We start from the raw sequence: 14,684 nt of genomic DNA, 5'->3' as shown, positions 1-14,684 counted from the left end.
AGCAAGTAGTGATCAGATCAAGGCATAATAATTACTTGGTCGCATAAATATGAGCACTACTTTTCTGAAACATTTTAATTCAATTACAGATCCTCGCATTGAACGTTGTAAAAAGCATGAACTTATCGATATTCTTCTCCTTGCTATTAGCGCTGTACTCTCTGGTGCAGAAGGATGGGAAGATATTGAAGACTTTGGGCACCTAAAGCTTGATTGGTTAAAAAGATACGGCACGTTCAACGCAGGAATTCCAAAACATGACACGATTGCTCGCGTCATGTGTCGGTTAAAAGCAAATGAAATAGAAAGGGCATTTCAATCTTGGATATCATCACTGATTGAAACTACAGGTGCAGATATCATCGCTATCGATGGCAAAACCGCACGGCGTTCATTTACCACAAAAGACAGAAAAAGTGCCTTACACACGGTCAGTGCATGGAGTTGCCAACACCAGTTAGTGCTTGGGCAGACGGCTGTTGATAATAAAACAAATGAAATCACCGCAATACCAGAATTACTCACCCTGCTCGATATTGAAAACAGTATCATTACGTTAGATGCGATGGGATGCCAACAAGAAATAGCAAAACAAATCATCCAACAAAAAGCAGATTATATTCTTGCACTTAAAGGTAATCATTCAGGCATGCAAAAGGAACTAGAAGCGTGGTGGCACAAGTGCGAGCGTGAAAGGTTAACTAAGCATAATTGTGATGAACATACCGAAATAAGCTCAGGACATGGGCGTGTTGAAACACGTACATGCCAGCAGTTACTTATAGATAAAAGCTGGCTAGGCAAGGATTATCGTTGGCCTGGCTTAACGAGTATTATTAAGGTCAGGGCTGAAGTTCATGATAAGTCGGCAGGGTCGGATACCACTGAAACACGCTGGTATATAAGTTCATTAGACTTAAATGCAGCGCAAGCACTCAATGCAGTACGCAGTCACTGGCAGGTTGAAAGCATGCATTGGATGCTTGATATGAACTTCAGAGAAGATGAATCGAGAATACGCAAACTTCAAGGGCCATTAATGTTTAATGTAATGCGAAAGATAGCCATGGCGCTTTTTAAACAAGATGCATCTAAGTCAGCAAGTATGGCGAGGAAAAAGAAAATGGCAGGGCTAGACGATGATTACCGCTCAACCCTGTTAGAGTCTGGGATTAAAATGCGCTAGCCGTGACTGTAATGCAGGCAATAGGCTGTTTACAATGGCATTTCTGTGCTCAGTTTGATAGGGTTTGTGTTGTATATTAGCAGCCAGAGGGCCAATGAAATTGATGTTGTTTTTATCAAGCGGTTCAGCAAATAGCTGACTACTTAAAGTGCAAAAAGAAAGTAGAATTAAGGTCTTTTTTATATACTGCAGTCTTTTTGCAGCAAGTGCGTTAAACATAATGATTGAGCCTAATGTAGGTAATTAGCCAAAATATATCATGGCTAAAATATTGGTGAAAATTCTCTGCGATAATCAACATTACTTTTAGATGCTTTAGCTAGTATTTTAGTTAGGTAATAAGGAACCCTTGTGACGCTATTGATAATATATATGACCGCCGCTATCGTGATTTCTTTTTTATGCTCAGTTATGGAAGCTGTGTTACTTAGTATTACGCCAAGTTATATTGCACTGTTAAATAAAGAACGCCCAAATTTAGGCAAACGGATTGCGTATTTAAAAAATAATATTGATCAACCGCTAGCCGCAATTTTAACCTTAAATACCGTTGCACATACAGCAGGAGCTGCAGGCGTTGGTGCTCAAGCTGCAGTGGTTTTTTCAGATGCGGCAGTAGGTATTGCGTCGGCTATCATGACTTTTTTAGTGTTAGTGCTGTCTGAGATTATTCCAAAAATTCTAGGAGCAAACTATTGGCGAGCATTAACCCCTGTTGTTGCCCGCTCGCTGCGAGTGTTGGTTATTTTATTAAAACCATTTGTGTGGTTTGCCGATAAGTTGACGGGATTATTGGGACGTAATTATGATGAAGCTTATTATATTCGCCAAGAAATTGAAGCCATGGCTGACGCGGGTACAAAGGCAGGCGCGCTGCATCAAGAGGAGTCTGAAATTATTCGCAGTTTACTGCATTTTCGGCACGCAAAATTAGATGCACTGATCACTCCGCGTACAGTATTATTCAAAGTACATAAAGATATTACCGTAAACCAGTATTTGCAAGAGCATGGCTCGTCGTCATTTTCACGGGTGTTGGTGTATGATAAAAACGGCGATGATATTATTGGTTTTGCTCATAAAAACGATATTATGCTGGCTTACCATCGAGTGTCTGAAGATTATAAAATTAGCAAACTAATTAAGCCTATTTATACCGTGCCAGAAACCTTATATGTACCGACATTACTGCATACTTTATTAGCTGAACGCACGCATATTTGTTTGGTTGTTGATGAGTACGGCGATATACAAGGTATTGTTACGCTTGAAGATATGATTGAAGCGTTAGTCGGCCTTGAAATTGTTGATGAACACGACCAGTCAGAAAATATGCAGCATGTTGCCAAGCTGCGCTGGCAGCAACGGGTTGCACAAAATAAAAACATAGTTTGCGATGATGAAAAACATCAGTACGGTGAAAATTAACGACGGCTTAAATTTTTTGAGCTTGCCATGAGTGTCCACGACTCTGCCCAGCGAATAAACTCATCCTTCCCTTTCGGATGGCAAATTAAAAAGCCTTGCATAAGTACATGCTCTTTAAAAGCGTTTAGAAAATTAAGTTCTTCCTCGCGTTCAATGCCTTCGGCAACAATTACTAAATCATTTGGTGGTGTGTCAGAAAGTATGCTGAAGAAATAAAGGAGGGTGACAGCCAAAGCAAGATGATATATTTGAGGTTATGAAGACACAAATAGATATCAGCTGCCCCGACTGTCACAGTCCCAGTTTAAAGAAAAACGGCATAAAAAGCTATGGCAAGCAGAACTACCAATGCAAGGACTGCAAACGTCAATTCATTGGTGACCATGCCTTAACTTATAAGGGCTGTCACTCTAAAATAGAAGACATCATACGGCTAATGACGGTGAGAGGTTGCGGTGTTAGAGACATAGCTATTATAGCCTCAGTCAGTATCGGTAAAGTATTGGGCACCATAGGCTCATCTGTTTATAAGATCGCGCCTAAGAAGCGCTACTATGAACGCTTAGAGGTTGATGAGTTCTGGACTTACGTGTATCGCAAGAAGCGTAAAGTCTGGCTCATCTACGCTTATGACCGTGCTACTAATGAGATTGTCGCTTATGTCTGGGGCAAACGTGACTTAAAAACAGCTAAGAAGCTAAGAGCACGTTTAAAGCAACTTAAAGTAAGCTATGGCTCTATCAGTATGGACAACTGGGATAGCTTTAAAACCGCCTTTAAAGGTGATCACAAACAGGTTGGCAAACAGCATACCATAGGTATAGAGGGTAATAACTGTCGCCTTAGACACCGATTAAGACGAGCGGTTAGAAAGACTTGTTGCTTCTCAAAAAAGCTTGATAATCATTTTAAAGTGTTTGATTTGGTGTTCTTTTACATCAATTATGGCTACGTCTGATGCCAGCATACTTTTTAGAACACCACCAATCATTTTGAATAGCTATATTGACTAAGCTTGACACGATTACCTGTGAAAACGGGTCAGCTTCAATATGGCTAATCAAGGTGCGATCAATTTTTACTTCCGTAAACGGCAGGGTTTTAAGTTGGTGTATGTTAGTAAAGCCAATACCAAAGTCATCCAGCGAAATACCAAATCCGCGCATCCGTAACCTATTTAAAGTCTCTAGTTGGGCTGCGGTACAAAGTGCATGTTGCTCCGTTATTTCTAAAATTATATCGTCAACCGATAGGTGATTGAGCTGTAAAATAAGCGCTAATTTGTCTGGGCAACTCAAATCTTCTAGTTGAAAAGGTGACAAATTAAAGGCCAGTTTTAGATCAGATTTTAAGGTGGATTTTATTTGAGAAAAGTCGCTGGTGGCCTTTTCAAACAATTGAAAGGTGATCAGGTTTATATATTCTAAGTCTTCGGCTACACAAATAAAATGTTCGGGTAAAATAGCGCTATTTTGATTGTCAGTAATAACACGAGCAAGTACTTCAATGCTTTCAACTTTGTTATTAGCAAGGTTGACCTTGGGTTGATAAAAAGGAGTGATTTGGTTATGACTAATTGCGTGTAGTAATTGCGCTTCAGACACGGGTTCAGTTGGGCGCTTAGTATGATGCATTAAACTCTCAAGCTTTTGCAGCAGCATATTTACTTGGTTGAGCTGAACAGGCTTTGCAATGTTGCCAATTAAGTGAGCGTTATTTTGTCGAGCTAAGTCAGCAGCTAAATCAATTACTTTTAAGTCCATCTCAGAGATAATGGCAATGCCACCGGGGTAGCGCATTTCACCTAAATGGCGTATTAACTCCATACCATCCATGTTTGACATATTTAAGTCGGTAAAAACTGCATCGTATAAGAGAGGGGATTTTTTTACTTTCTCTAGTGCCTCGTTAGCATCTAGACATAGGGTGACATTATAAACATTAAGCTCATTTAAAATAGCCTGCATCACGACTAAAATGGCTTTAGAGTCATCAACAATTAATATATGTCGATTGGGCTTCATCATATTCATTCCTTGAATGTGTGGGAGGAGTTTACTTAAACGTAGTTGATAAGGTGCTTTGTGTCAGGTTTTAGTTTGGATATTTCTTTGCTGAAATTAGTTATACTAGGGTAACTAACTAATACAACTATTGACTCTAGATGCTGCGTATTCAACTTACTTTTGGCAATCAGCCTTTTATCTTGGTGTTTTCAGGTAACCAAATAGTACAAATCTTTCAGCAGCAACAGGCTATTGCTTTTGATAATCCGCGAGATAATGTATTCCAGTTCACTCTAGATGAGCAACTCATCGCACTTGATACCACAAAAGTACATGACAAAACTCTTGGTATTTATATTAATGACGCATTTATGAAAGAGCTTGAGTTGCCAGAGCAAGCAACCGCTAAACCTAAGCAAGGTTTGCTGGGGATTTTTGCTCTCGGTTTTAAGTTGTTTAAAAGTGCCAAAGTAGTCAAAGTAGCGTTAGCTGGAGCATCAGTTGCGGGTTATGCATGGCTATTTACCTTTGAGTTTGCCTTAATGTTAATTGCTTGCTTAGTGATACACGAATACGGCCATGTTCGTGCAATGCAATATTTTGGCATTAAAACTAAAGGCATTTACTTAATTCCATTTGTGGGTGGCCTTGCGGTGAGCGACGATAAAATTACCACCCGCTGGCAAGATGTAGTGATATCTCTTATGGGTCCTGCGTTTGGCTTGATCACATCGATACTTGGCGTGGTACTTTACTACGTTACAGATATGCAAATATTTGCAGGTGTTGCGGTACTCAGCGCCTTACTTAATTTATTTAACTTACTGCCTATTTTACCGCTTGATGGCGGGCATGTATTAAAAAGCATTAGCTTTTCTATGCGCTCATGGGTTGGTTTAAGTATTTGTATTTTAGGCGTGTTGTTTGGCTTGTGGCTCAGTTACACCTTTGGTTTAATGTTATTAGTGTTCTTTTTATTTATTGGCGCGCTGGAAATTGTGTTTGAATGGCGCGGTCGCCATTACTCACATTTACTGCCATTAGATAAATACGGCCAAGGTTTCTCGGCTGTGATGTATGCACTCGTCGTTGCAGGCCATGTGGTAGTGATAATGCACTTTGCTGACTCTGAAAACGCAATACTAAGCCTACCGATGAAGATATTATCGAGCTAATAATTAAGGGTTATTACATTGACTAACGAGCCACATTAAGCGTTTTACTTAAATGTGGCAGCTTAACCATTTCTTTAAGCGTTCAAGGCAAATAGGTGGCGACTGTGTAAGTAAAAACAGTAACTCTAAGCGGTTTTCGTTTACTAATTGAGTTCGCTTATCTACTGACGCTAAATGCCTGCCATAATACACTGTCTTTTTCTAATGCCCCTAGTATAGTTTATAGTCAAGTCACCTCAAAGTGCGAGCATCGTTGGAGTTAAAAGCAATTTGGGCAAGGTATTGATATTAGTTAATCCCTTATTGTAAGTATTGCCAAGGCGTTATCATTATCGTAACTTATCACTTAGTTTTTTATTAGGATAACAGCAAGGATTATGCAATATATTTTTAAACGCTTGGTCGCCGTAGTACAAAGCCACATCGATCAGGTTAGTTGGCAAGCGGTTGCTTTAACAACTTTGTTGCATATGCTATTGATTTGGGGGCTACTGGTTTCAGCTGGCGAACTAGAGTTAACGCCACTCACCACCTATTTTTACTATTATGTAGTAACTACTTCAACGGTGGGTTATGGTGATTTTAGCGCTAGTACAGAAGCGGGTCGTTGGATTGTAGCGTTATTACAAATACCCTTCGGGTTAGCATTATTTGGTGTTTTGTTAGGAAAAACAGGGCAAACAGTTACTTATTTAATTAGGCGCGCTATGACAGGTGATAAGAATTTCTCGCATATTAATAACCATATAATTATTTTTGGTTGGCACGATACACGAACTAAAAAAATTATTGATTATATTTTAGCCGATAAAAAGCGTTTAGACAGACGCATTTTACTGGTAGTAACTGAGCAAATGGAGCATCCATTTTTAGCTAATCCGCAGGTTGACTTTGCCCATTTAAATAGCTTTACTGCGCTCGAAGAGCTTAGGGGCTGTTGATCTTTGTAGTACATATATCAATCAGCCCACATTGGTAGCCACATCATAGTAAATGCTAAAGCGAGCATTGAATGATAATTTCGTTCAAGCTTTTCATACCGCGTGGCTATCCCTCTATATTGCTTAATACGGCCAAATGCATTCTCAACCAAGTGCCGATATTTGTACATGCACCAGTCAATATCTTCATTGCCTACTAAACTGTTGCCCTTACGTGGAATAACGGGTGTAGCGTTATTATCACGAACAAACGCTCTCAGTTTTTCACTGTCGTAGCCTTTATCTGCGACAACCATATTACTTGTTGGGCAATTAGCTACGAGTGACTCTGCATGGACGATATCATGCGTATTCCCACAGGATAATTCATAATAAACAGGCAACCCTCCGCTATCGACTGCAAGATGAATTTTCGTAGAATTTCCACCTCGGCTCTTTCCAATTGATTCATTGTCAGCAGTTCTTGCACCGCAACTATGTTGATGAGCCCTGACAATACTGCCATCAATGAAGACCCAATCCATGTCCGCATCACGAGATAATGCGCGAAACAGTTCATTCAAAATCCCTTTTTTGGACCATAAATTAAACCGTCTGTAGATAGCACTCCAACGGCCAAAATCAGAAGGTAAATCTCGCCATGGAATACCTGTGCGCATCTTATACAGTATGCCTTCGAGCGTTTTTCTATGGTTGGGCTTATTATAAATTCGACCACTTAAGTACATTACTTTTGATAAGACATTCCATGTCCCGTCTGTTAACATTAATCTTGGCATGTAGGTTCGGTGTAAAGTTTTCTGGCGAATTCAATTATACCTTATCTTCATGCTGTTTGTTTTTCATACCACAAAGATCAACACGCCCTAAGCGCGTTGCGATTGATCGGGCCGATAAAGTGATTATTGATGGTCAAGATGACGACCAAACCTTCACTACAGCTCTACGCATTAGTCGCTTAGTGAATGAACAATGCCATATTAGCGCTCATTTTGATGATGAAACTAAAATAGAAATGCTATTAGAGCACTGTAATAATGTGGAGTGTAGCAGTGCTAAATCAGCGGAGGTATTGGTACGTTCAATGCAAGATCCAGGCTCTAGCCGTGTGCAAGAGGAGTTACTTTCTACACTCTATGGAGATACACAGTTTAGCTTGGTTATTCCTGCAGGTTTTACCGAGATGGAATTTGGTAACTTATTTCATCATTTTAAACATGATCATGATGCTATTTTACTCGGTGTTGCACATAATTTGAGTGCACAAAATATGGATTTAAATCCACCGCTAGATTATCTCGTAAATAGCGGTGATATTCTTCATTATATTGCTGTAGAACGCGTATTGAGTGATGAAGTAGATTGGCAGGGGCTTGTTAAATAATGTCTAAAGTGGCGTTAGTTATGTATTTAACCATCGTGCCACAGCATGGACATAAGAAAAAAGCAAAACACAGCACTAAGCATTAGGTGCTGTTTTATTCTAGTTCTTTAAGTTTATGCTCAACTAACGGGTCGCCGGGGGCGAGTTGTTTTGCTACCTCTAATAGCTGGATAGCATCATTTGGATGTTCATCTTGGTGTTTTATTGCCACATCAATAAGTGGTTGAATATCAATGTTTTCTTGATGCTCCTGCACGTGGGCTTCTTTTTCATCAATAAGAATATTGTGCGCTGTGCTTAGTAACCTAAGGCGATGAGCTGAATGGGCGTTGGCTTTGTTAAGCTTTTTATAATAGTCCTCTTTTAAGCGCAGAGTCTTGGTTTGCAAGCGAAATTGAGCAATATCAACTTGTTGATGATGAATAAAATCAACTGCCACCTGTTTATAAAAACCAAATTTATTCAAATAACTTGCGTGAGTACCATGGCCCATACCGAATGTTCGTAAATGTGTAAGCTGCGAGTAGCGCTTAGCATGCTGGCGGTCAATACGGTTAGTTGGGTCGTAAATAATATAGCCTTTGGCATTGCCTAAATCTAAGTCGTGGTAATCATTCTGCCAGTCGAATTGCTGTGCTATGTCTGTGCTTGAGCGGTCATCCCACGGCACCAGTGCTTTATTTTTAGTGCTAACGGGGTGAAAAAGCAATACCTGATCAAGTTTTAGTAACTTAGCAAAGGCGCCCACGGCAAACCCACCACGGCTGAGGCCATAACCTAAACGACAATTAAAAGGTTCAAGTAAAGTGGATAATTGTTCGAGGAAAAATATTAAATTACGGCTACGGAACCAGTTACTTTTACCTAAGTGCTGAAAGGCAATTACATTTACGTTTTGCTTTTGACCTAGGTGGTAGCCCCATGGCGCAAAATTGCTATGTAAGTCTTGCTCTTTTAGGTTAGTTCCTGCAGGTGAGAAAGTGAACAGTAGAGGCTTTTTAAGATCAACAAAATTATATTTAACAAATACATCACCAAGTAAATCACTTCCAGACATAGGTAGCTTGGCTTGTTGTTCATCGCCGTTTAGTGTTAACCATTCATCTAACCAGTACAGTAATTTCATTCGTCCTCCAAAAACAAGCCGAGAATTATAGCAAATACACTAAAAGAAGAAAAATATGTAAGCTTTGGCGTGTATGGGGTAATAAGCGTGAAACAAGTTCGACGGCTATAGGTGTGCTTTAGTCGACATTTCACATTGCGTTTTGGGTTTTTAATTTTCTGCCATTTTTAGAATTTCACGCCAGTCTGATTCGGTTACTGGCATTATTGATAACCGGCCGGATTTTTTAAGTGCTATGTCGTTCACTGTGTCGTTTGCTTTAATCGCTTTTAGGCTCACTAGTTTAGTTAGGTGCTTTTTATAAGTAACATCTACCACAAACCAGCGTGGTTTTACCTTGGTGGCCTTAGCATCGTAATAGTCGTGGCTTAAATCAAATTGACTCGGATCGGGGTAGGCATCACGTGTAACGGTTGCGATACCAACCACACCCATGTGTTTACAGCTCGAATGATAAAGCATCACCAAGTCGCCTTGTTTTATGTTATCGCGTATAAAGTTGCGGGCTTGATAGTTACGCACGCCTTCCCACATTGTGGTTTGTTTAGGTGAATTTTTTAAATCGTTGATTGAAAAATCATCGGGCTCAGTTTTAAATAGCCAATACGCCATAACAGCATTCCTAACAAATATTTACTTCCCTCTAGTGTATAGTATTATTAGCGTATCTGGGATTGAAGAGTATTAAAATGAGCCAAGTGTTAGATAATTTATTGTCGTTATTATCGTTAGAAGAAATCGAGCAAGGTTTGTATCGTGGGCAAAGTCAGGATTTAGGCTTTCGAGCGGTGTTTGGCGGTCAAGTTATGGGGCAAGCGCTTTCTGCAGCCAAAGAAACTTTACCTGAAGGACGTATAGTTCACTCGCTGCATTCTTACTTTTTACGTCCCGGGGATGCCGCTAAACCGATAGTGTATGATGTGGAAGCAATTCGAGATGGTAAAAGCTTTAGCACGCGCCGTGTAAGTGCGATTCAATACGGTAAGCCGATTTTTTATATGACAGCGTCATTTCAAGCCGCCGAAGAAGGTTTATCGCACCAAGCTGCGATGCCTAATGTGCCAGCGCCTGAAGAACTACGTTCCTCGCTTGATTTTTATCAAGAAAATGCCGACCACATTCCAGAAGTTATTCGTAATAAGTTTATTCGAGAAATGCCCATTGAGATGCGTCCGGTAACTTTTCATAACCCTTTTAAACCAGAGGTTATGGAACCTGTTAAGCATATTTGGTTTAGAGCCAATGGCGATATGCCTGATGATCAGCGTATTCATAACTATTTACTAGCGTATGCCTCTGATTTTGAGTTTTTACCTACGGCATTACAGCCGCATGGTGTATCGTTCATGCAGCCGAATATGCAAGTCGCGACAATTGACCACGCGATGTGGTTTCATCGCCCATTTAGAATGGATGATTGGATTTTATATACCATTGATAGTCCAAGTGCGAGCTCGGGGCGTGGTTTAGTGCGTGGTCAATTCTTTGACCGCCAAGGCAACCTGGTTGCCTCAACGATCCAAGAAGGTGTTATGCGTCAGCGTTAGCAAGTTAGTCGCATGGCGTGTGTTGAGCTTGGCTTAGCACAATATCGCTAATTGACTGCCAGACTCGCGCTGGCAGTAATTCTTTAAGGTGTGTGTAAAGCGCACAAAGGTCGCTACTACCTTCTAAGCCATCATTAGTCTCACTAATAAGACCTTGCTCTCGTAAGTTGCTAATAAAACCAACCAGTACTTTTTTGTCAAAAAATTCAGGGCTTTTTATACCGTGTAAAGTACCTAAGCGCTCTGCTAATACTTGGCTTTCTCGTTCAAGCTCTTTACGTTCAATGCCTTTACTTGTTTGAATAAAGCCAATCACAATAGCATAGCGCTGTAAGGTTAAGCTAAGTGCACGGCCAAGCATTTCTAGCTTTGCTAAGCAGTCGTTGCTGTTGGTAATTTTAATTTCGTTGTCGTTTATTTCAATTAACTCTTGGTCGACAAAACTTGCCAGTATGCGAGTGATATAATTTTCATCGAGTTCATGTAAAAACCACTCTTTTGTAAATAACGGATAAAAACATGCAATTAGCGCTTTGCAATCAGCAACACTACTCCGGTGCTGTTTAAATAAATGTAAGGCAAGCAAGCTAGGTACAGAAAATAAATGCAGTACGTTATTGCGGTAGTAGTTGAATAAGGTTTTTTCTTTATCATTTATGGTAATAATTTCACCAAATTCATCGCTTATCACATCAAACTTATTTAGTTTTAAAGCATGAGCTAATAACTCTTCGGCGCTTTCATCTGGAACCGTTACTTTGTCGCTGTAACTCGCGCTGCGTTGTAAGTGTAAATAAAAATCAAGCTGAGCGAGCAGCTTTGGTTTACTTAGGGCTTGTTTGTCATTGACTAGTAAAATCATTGCTAGCAAGTTAACCGCATTTAATGCCGCAGCACTATTTATATTAACCATTACCATATCGGCTAAGGAGGTTACTTGTGGGCCAAGCCATTGCGGCTTTTGGACATCAGTAGGGTGAACTGATTCACGCCAATCTGGCTGGCACTCATTTAAGTATTGGTTAACTGAAATTGGCTCACCAAAATTTAAATTGCCTCGACCATAGTTTTTTAGATTTTTAATTGCCTTAAAAATGCCAAAAATAGATTCGCCTTTTTTATCCTTTCCATCAAGCTCTTTAAGGTAAGTATTAATTTCCATTACGTGCTCGTAGCCAATGTACACTGGCACAATAGAAATCGGCCGATCAATGCCGCGCAACATGGCTTGTACTGTCATAGCTAACATGCCTGTTTTAGGTGGTAGCAATCGGCCAGTACGGCTACGGCCACCTTCGGTGTAAAACTTCACCGAATAACCTTTAATAAATAACTGGCTTAAATACTCTTTAAATACGGCTGAATAAAGTTTGTTACCAGCAAATGAACGGCGAATAAAAAATGCCCCCGAACGCCTAAAAATACCACCGGCAGGGAAAAAGTTTAAGTTAATACCCGCGGCAATATGTGGAGGCACCAAACCTAAATGATAAATAGAGTAAGTAAGCAGTAAGTAATCCATGTGACTGCGATGACACGGCATATAGATTATCTCGTGACCTTTATTAGTGAGATCATGTAATTGCTCGGTGTGCTTTATATCAATACCATTATATAGCTTGTTCCAAAGCCAAGTTAACACTCGCTCTGCTACGCGAATAGTGGCGTCACTGTAATTGGCGGCTATTTCATCAAGCAATTTCAAGGCATTTTGACGTGCTTGCTGTTGGCTTATTTTTTTACTTTTTGCTTCATCATTAATGGCTTTTTTTATTGTTGGAGAAGCAAGTAATGAGTTAAATAACTGCTCACGAGAGGGCATTTTAGGACCCGTTGCAGCGAGTTTTTGACGACGAAAATGCACCCGAGCAACGCGCAGTAGTTTATGAGGTAACTCGTTTACATCGGCTTTTTCGTTAACTAAAAGTGATAAATCAAGAGGTTGACTAAAGCGAATGAAATTATCACGCCCTGAAAACAGTAAAACAAAAAATTTACGGAACCAACTCGGGGTTAGCGAGTGCGAGACTAGCGTACCTAAACCTGGTTTTTCTTTACCAGGGTTGCGCCCCCACAAAATAGTAACCGGAATAACTTGTACATTTTGTTCGCCACTTTCTAGTAGCTGTTCAATAATTTGTTTACATTGGCTTAGTGCGTCTGTTGGCTTGGCTGTATCACCAAATAATGGCGGCGGATTTTGTAGACCAATGAAGCGGTCTAATTCTTTGTCTGCTAACTCTTGCTGTAATGTTGGATTGGGTAAACCGTGTTTTTTACATACACGCGCAAGCGCCGCTAAGTCAGAGCGAGCATTAAGCTTAACTATATAAAAAGTCGGGTTGGCAGGATTAAGGCCATATTGCTCTATGGGGTTTTCTGGTAGTACTTTACTTTTAACCAGTAGGCGATTCATTATCGCAGAGACAAAATTTAAACAAGCACTAAAAATACGCATCAACTCACCAAGGATAGAGAAAAGGGGTAATATAAGGGGCAATAATACCAATTAAAAACTGGACTGACTATTATCATTGTCTTTAGGCGTTCTAGTATAGCGCGGGCGCGGTTTTATATCTCATTTATCTCATTTATAAGTAAAATCTCATTTATCTCATTTATAAGTAAAAAACTTGCGAAGATAGGTTCAGCGCCTACGGTGTTATGCCGGATGATTTAAAGATGTTTGAAATAGTTGTTGCATTTATCACCAATGCCACTATAATACGCAGGCTTTCAAAATTCCCTCGGGGAACTTGGAAGGAAAATTAAGCTTGGATTTCAAGCTAATAAACAGGAGTTCCGATTTGGAACTCAACGTAGATATAAATCAACAACCGGCATCTTATATTTTAAGATAGTTTCGGTCGTTTTTTTATGCTCTTTTAAATGCTCTTTATATTGAGGTTTAAGAATGTCAAATCAACGCATTCGTATTCGCCTAAAAGCTTTTGACCACCGTTTGATTGACCAATCAACGGCGGAAATCGTGGAAACTGCGAAACGCACTGGCGCACAAGTACGTGGTCCAATTCCACTACCTACACGCTTTGAACGTTTTACTGTACTTACATCACCGCACGTTAATAAAGACGCGCGTGATCAGTATGAGATCCGCACCCATAAACGTCTGATCGACATCGTAGAACCAACTGACAAGACTGTAGACGCTCTAATGCGTTTAGATCTTGCTGCTGGTGTTGATGTTCAAATCAGCCTGGGTTAATCGGAAGATTAGAGAGGTTTTAGGAAAATGGCATTAGGTCTAGTCGGTCGTAAAGTGGGTATGACACGCATCTTCACTGAAGATGGTGTATCTATCCCTGTGACAGTTATTGAAGCGACTCCTAACCGCATTGCTCAGATCAAATCTGACGCAACAGACGGTTATAACGCGCTTCAAGTAACCGCAGGCACTAAAAAAGCAAGCCGTGTAAACAAAGCAACAGCGGGTCACTTCGCTAAAGCTGGTGTTGAAGCGGGTCGCGGTCTGTGGGAATTCCGCCTAAATGGTGGTGAAGGCGATTTTGAAGTAGGCGCTGAGCTTACTGTTGAATTATTCAACGAAATCAACAAAGTTGACGTAACCGGTACTTCTAAAGGTAAAGGTTTCCAAGGTGGTGTTAAGCGCTGGAATTTCAGCATGCAAGACGCGACACATGGTAACTCTCTATCTCACCGTGCTCCTGGTTCAATCGGCCAAAACCAATCACCTGGTAAGGTGTTTAAAGGTAAGAAAATGGCTGGTCAAATGGGTAATGAGCGTGTAACGACTCAAAACTTAGAACTAGTACGCGTTGACGCTGAGCGTAACTTGCTTTTAGTTAAGGGTGCAGTACCTGGATCTATCGGCGGTGACGTTATCGTTAAACCTGCTGTTAAAGCATAAGT

At 40.3% G+C, this 14,684-nt stretch carries 13 protein-coding genes and 2 pseudogenes; 9 read left to right on the top strand and 6 right to left on the bottom strand.

All coding sequences use genetic code 11. The features are described 5' to 3' along the window. Window positions 1–49: 49 nt before the first annotated feature. Both ACT3S9_RS15010 and ACT3S9_RS15005 read left to right on the top strand, forming a co-directional pair. Window positions 50–1,186, top strand: a complete 1,137-nt coding sequence (locus ACT3S9_RS15010) for an ISAs1 family transposase (protein ID WP_444750999.1) — start codon at window positions 50–52, stop codon at window positions 1,184–1,186. A gap of 351 nt (window positions 1,187–1,537) precedes the next feature. Then, complete coding sequence (locus tag ACT3S9_RS15005) at window positions 1,538–2,614, top strand: hemolysin family protein (RefSeq protein ID WP_444751019.1); 1,077 nt, start codon at window positions 1,538–1,540, stop codon at window positions 2,612–2,614. Here the strand turns inward: ACT3S9_RS15005 and ACT3S9_RS15000 are convergent. Next, window positions 2,611–2,847 carry a hypothetical protein gene (locus ACT3S9_RS15000; protein WP_444751018.1) on the bottom strand — a complete coding sequence of 79 codons (237 nt, stop codon included), beginning with the start codon at window positions 2,845–2,847 and terminating at the stop codon, window positions 2,611–2,613. The two genes, ACT3S9_RS15005 and ACT3S9_RS15000, sit on opposite strands and share 4 nt — an antisense overlap. Window positions 2,848–2,870: 23 nt before the next feature. Here ACT3S9_RS15000 and ACT3S9_RS14995 point away from each other — a divergent pair, with 23 nt between their 5' ends. Then, on the top strand, window positions 2,871–3,572 hold the full coding sequence (locus ACT3S9_RS14995) for an IS1 family transposase (RefSeq protein ID WP_443489204.1): 702 nt from the start codon (window positions 2,871–2,873) through the stop codon (window positions 3,570–3,572). Here ACT3S9_RS14995 and ACT3S9_RS14990 read toward each other — a convergent pair. After that, complete coding sequence (locus ACT3S9_RS14990) at window positions 3,553–4,641, bottom strand: EAL domain-containing response regulator (protein ID WP_444751017.1); 1,089 nt, start codon at window positions 4,639–4,641, stop codon at window positions 3,553–3,555. The two genes, ACT3S9_RS14995 and ACT3S9_RS14990, sit on opposite strands and share 20 nt — an antisense overlap. Window positions 4,642–4,778: 137 nt before the next feature. On the opposite strand from ACT3S9_RS14990, the gene ACT3S9_RS14985 reads away from it, so the two are divergent. Next, a complete protein-coding gene (locus ACT3S9_RS14985; protein ID WP_441993035.1) occupies window positions 4,779–5,795 on the top strand; it encodes a metalloprotease in 1,017 nt (338 codons plus the stop codon). A 377-nt stretch (window positions 5,796–6,172) separates the two neighbouring features. Beyond that, a pseudogene (locus tag ACT3S9_RS14980) lies at window positions 6,173–6,724 on the top strand (potassium channel family protein); the annotation flags it as partial. A gap of 29 nt (window positions 6,725–6,753) precedes the next feature. On the opposite strand, the gene ACT3S9_RS14975 reads toward ACT3S9_RS14980, so the two are convergent. After that, on the bottom strand, window positions 6,754–7,515 hold the full coding sequence (locus ACT3S9_RS14975) for an IS5 family transposase (RefSeq protein WP_089367531.1): 762 nt from the start codon (window positions 7,513–7,515) through the stop codon (window positions 6,754–6,756). An 89-nt stretch (window positions 7,516–7,604) separates the two neighbouring features. Here ACT3S9_RS14975 and ACT3S9_RS14970 point away from each other — a divergent pair. Then, window positions 7,605–8,120: pseudogene (locus tag ACT3S9_RS14970) on the top strand (two pore domain potassium channel family protein); the annotation flags it as partial. 94 nt (window positions 8,121–8,214) lie between these two features. Here ACT3S9_RS14970 and ACT3S9_RS14965 read toward each other — a convergent pair. Together ACT3S9_RS14965 and ACT3S9_RS14960 are read right to left on the bottom strand one after the other, a co-directional pair. Then, window positions 8,215–9,246 carry a cytosolic protein gene (locus ACT3S9_RS14965; protein WP_441993037.1) on the bottom strand — a complete coding sequence of 344 codons (1,032 nt, stop codon included), beginning with the start codon at window positions 9,244–9,246 and terminating at the stop codon, window positions 8,215–8,217. Window positions 9,247–9,396: 150 nt separating this feature from the next. Next, on the bottom strand, window positions 9,397–9,858 hold the full coding sequence (locus ACT3S9_RS14960) for an EVE domain-containing protein (RefSeq protein ID WP_441993188.1): 462 nt from the start codon (window positions 9,856–9,858) through the stop codon (window positions 9,397–9,399). A 77-nt stretch (window positions 9,859–9,935) separates the two neighbouring features. Here ACT3S9_RS14960 and tesB point away from each other — a divergent pair, with 77 nt between their 5' ends. After that, on the top strand, window positions 9,936–10,793 hold the full coding sequence (tesB, locus tag ACT3S9_RS14955; protein WP_441993190.1) for an acyl-CoA thioesterase II: 858 nt from the start codon (window positions 9,936–9,938) through the stop codon (window positions 10,791–10,793). Between the two features lie 4 nt (window positions 10,794–10,797). On the opposite strand, the gene plsB is transcribed toward tesB, so the two are convergent. Further along, window positions 10,798–13,251, bottom strand: a complete 2,454-nt coding sequence (gene plsB / locus ACT3S9_RS14950; protein WP_441993192.1) for a glycerol-3-phosphate 1-O-acyltransferase PlsB — start codon at window positions 13,249–13,251, stop codon at window positions 10,798–10,800. A 456-nt stretch (window positions 13,252–13,707) separates the two neighbouring features. On the opposite strand from plsB, the gene rpsJ reads away from it, so the two are divergent. Both rpsJ and rplC read left to right on the top strand, forming a co-directional pair. Beyond that, window positions 13,708–14,019, top strand: coding sequence for a 30S ribosomal protein S10 (gene rpsJ / locus ACT3S9_RS14945; protein WP_002957900.1), 312 nt, complete (start codon window positions 13,708–13,710; stop codon window positions 14,017–14,019). Window positions 14,020–14,046: 27 nt separating this feature from the next. Then, complete coding sequence (gene rplC, locus ACT3S9_RS14940; RefSeq protein WP_441833754.1) at window positions 14,047–14,682, top strand: 50S ribosomal protein L3; 636 nt, start codon at window positions 14,047–14,049, stop codon at window positions 14,680–14,682. Window positions 14,683–14,684 lie beyond the last annotated feature (2 nt).

It is taken from the genome of Pseudoalteromonas sp. AOP31-A2-14, assembly GCF_052378035.1.
Taxonomy (GTDB): domain Bacteria; phylum Pseudomonadota; class Gammaproteobacteria; order Enterobacterales; family Alteromonadaceae; genus Pseudoalteromonas.
This window is presented reverse-complemented; position numbering and strand designations above follow the sequence as displayed.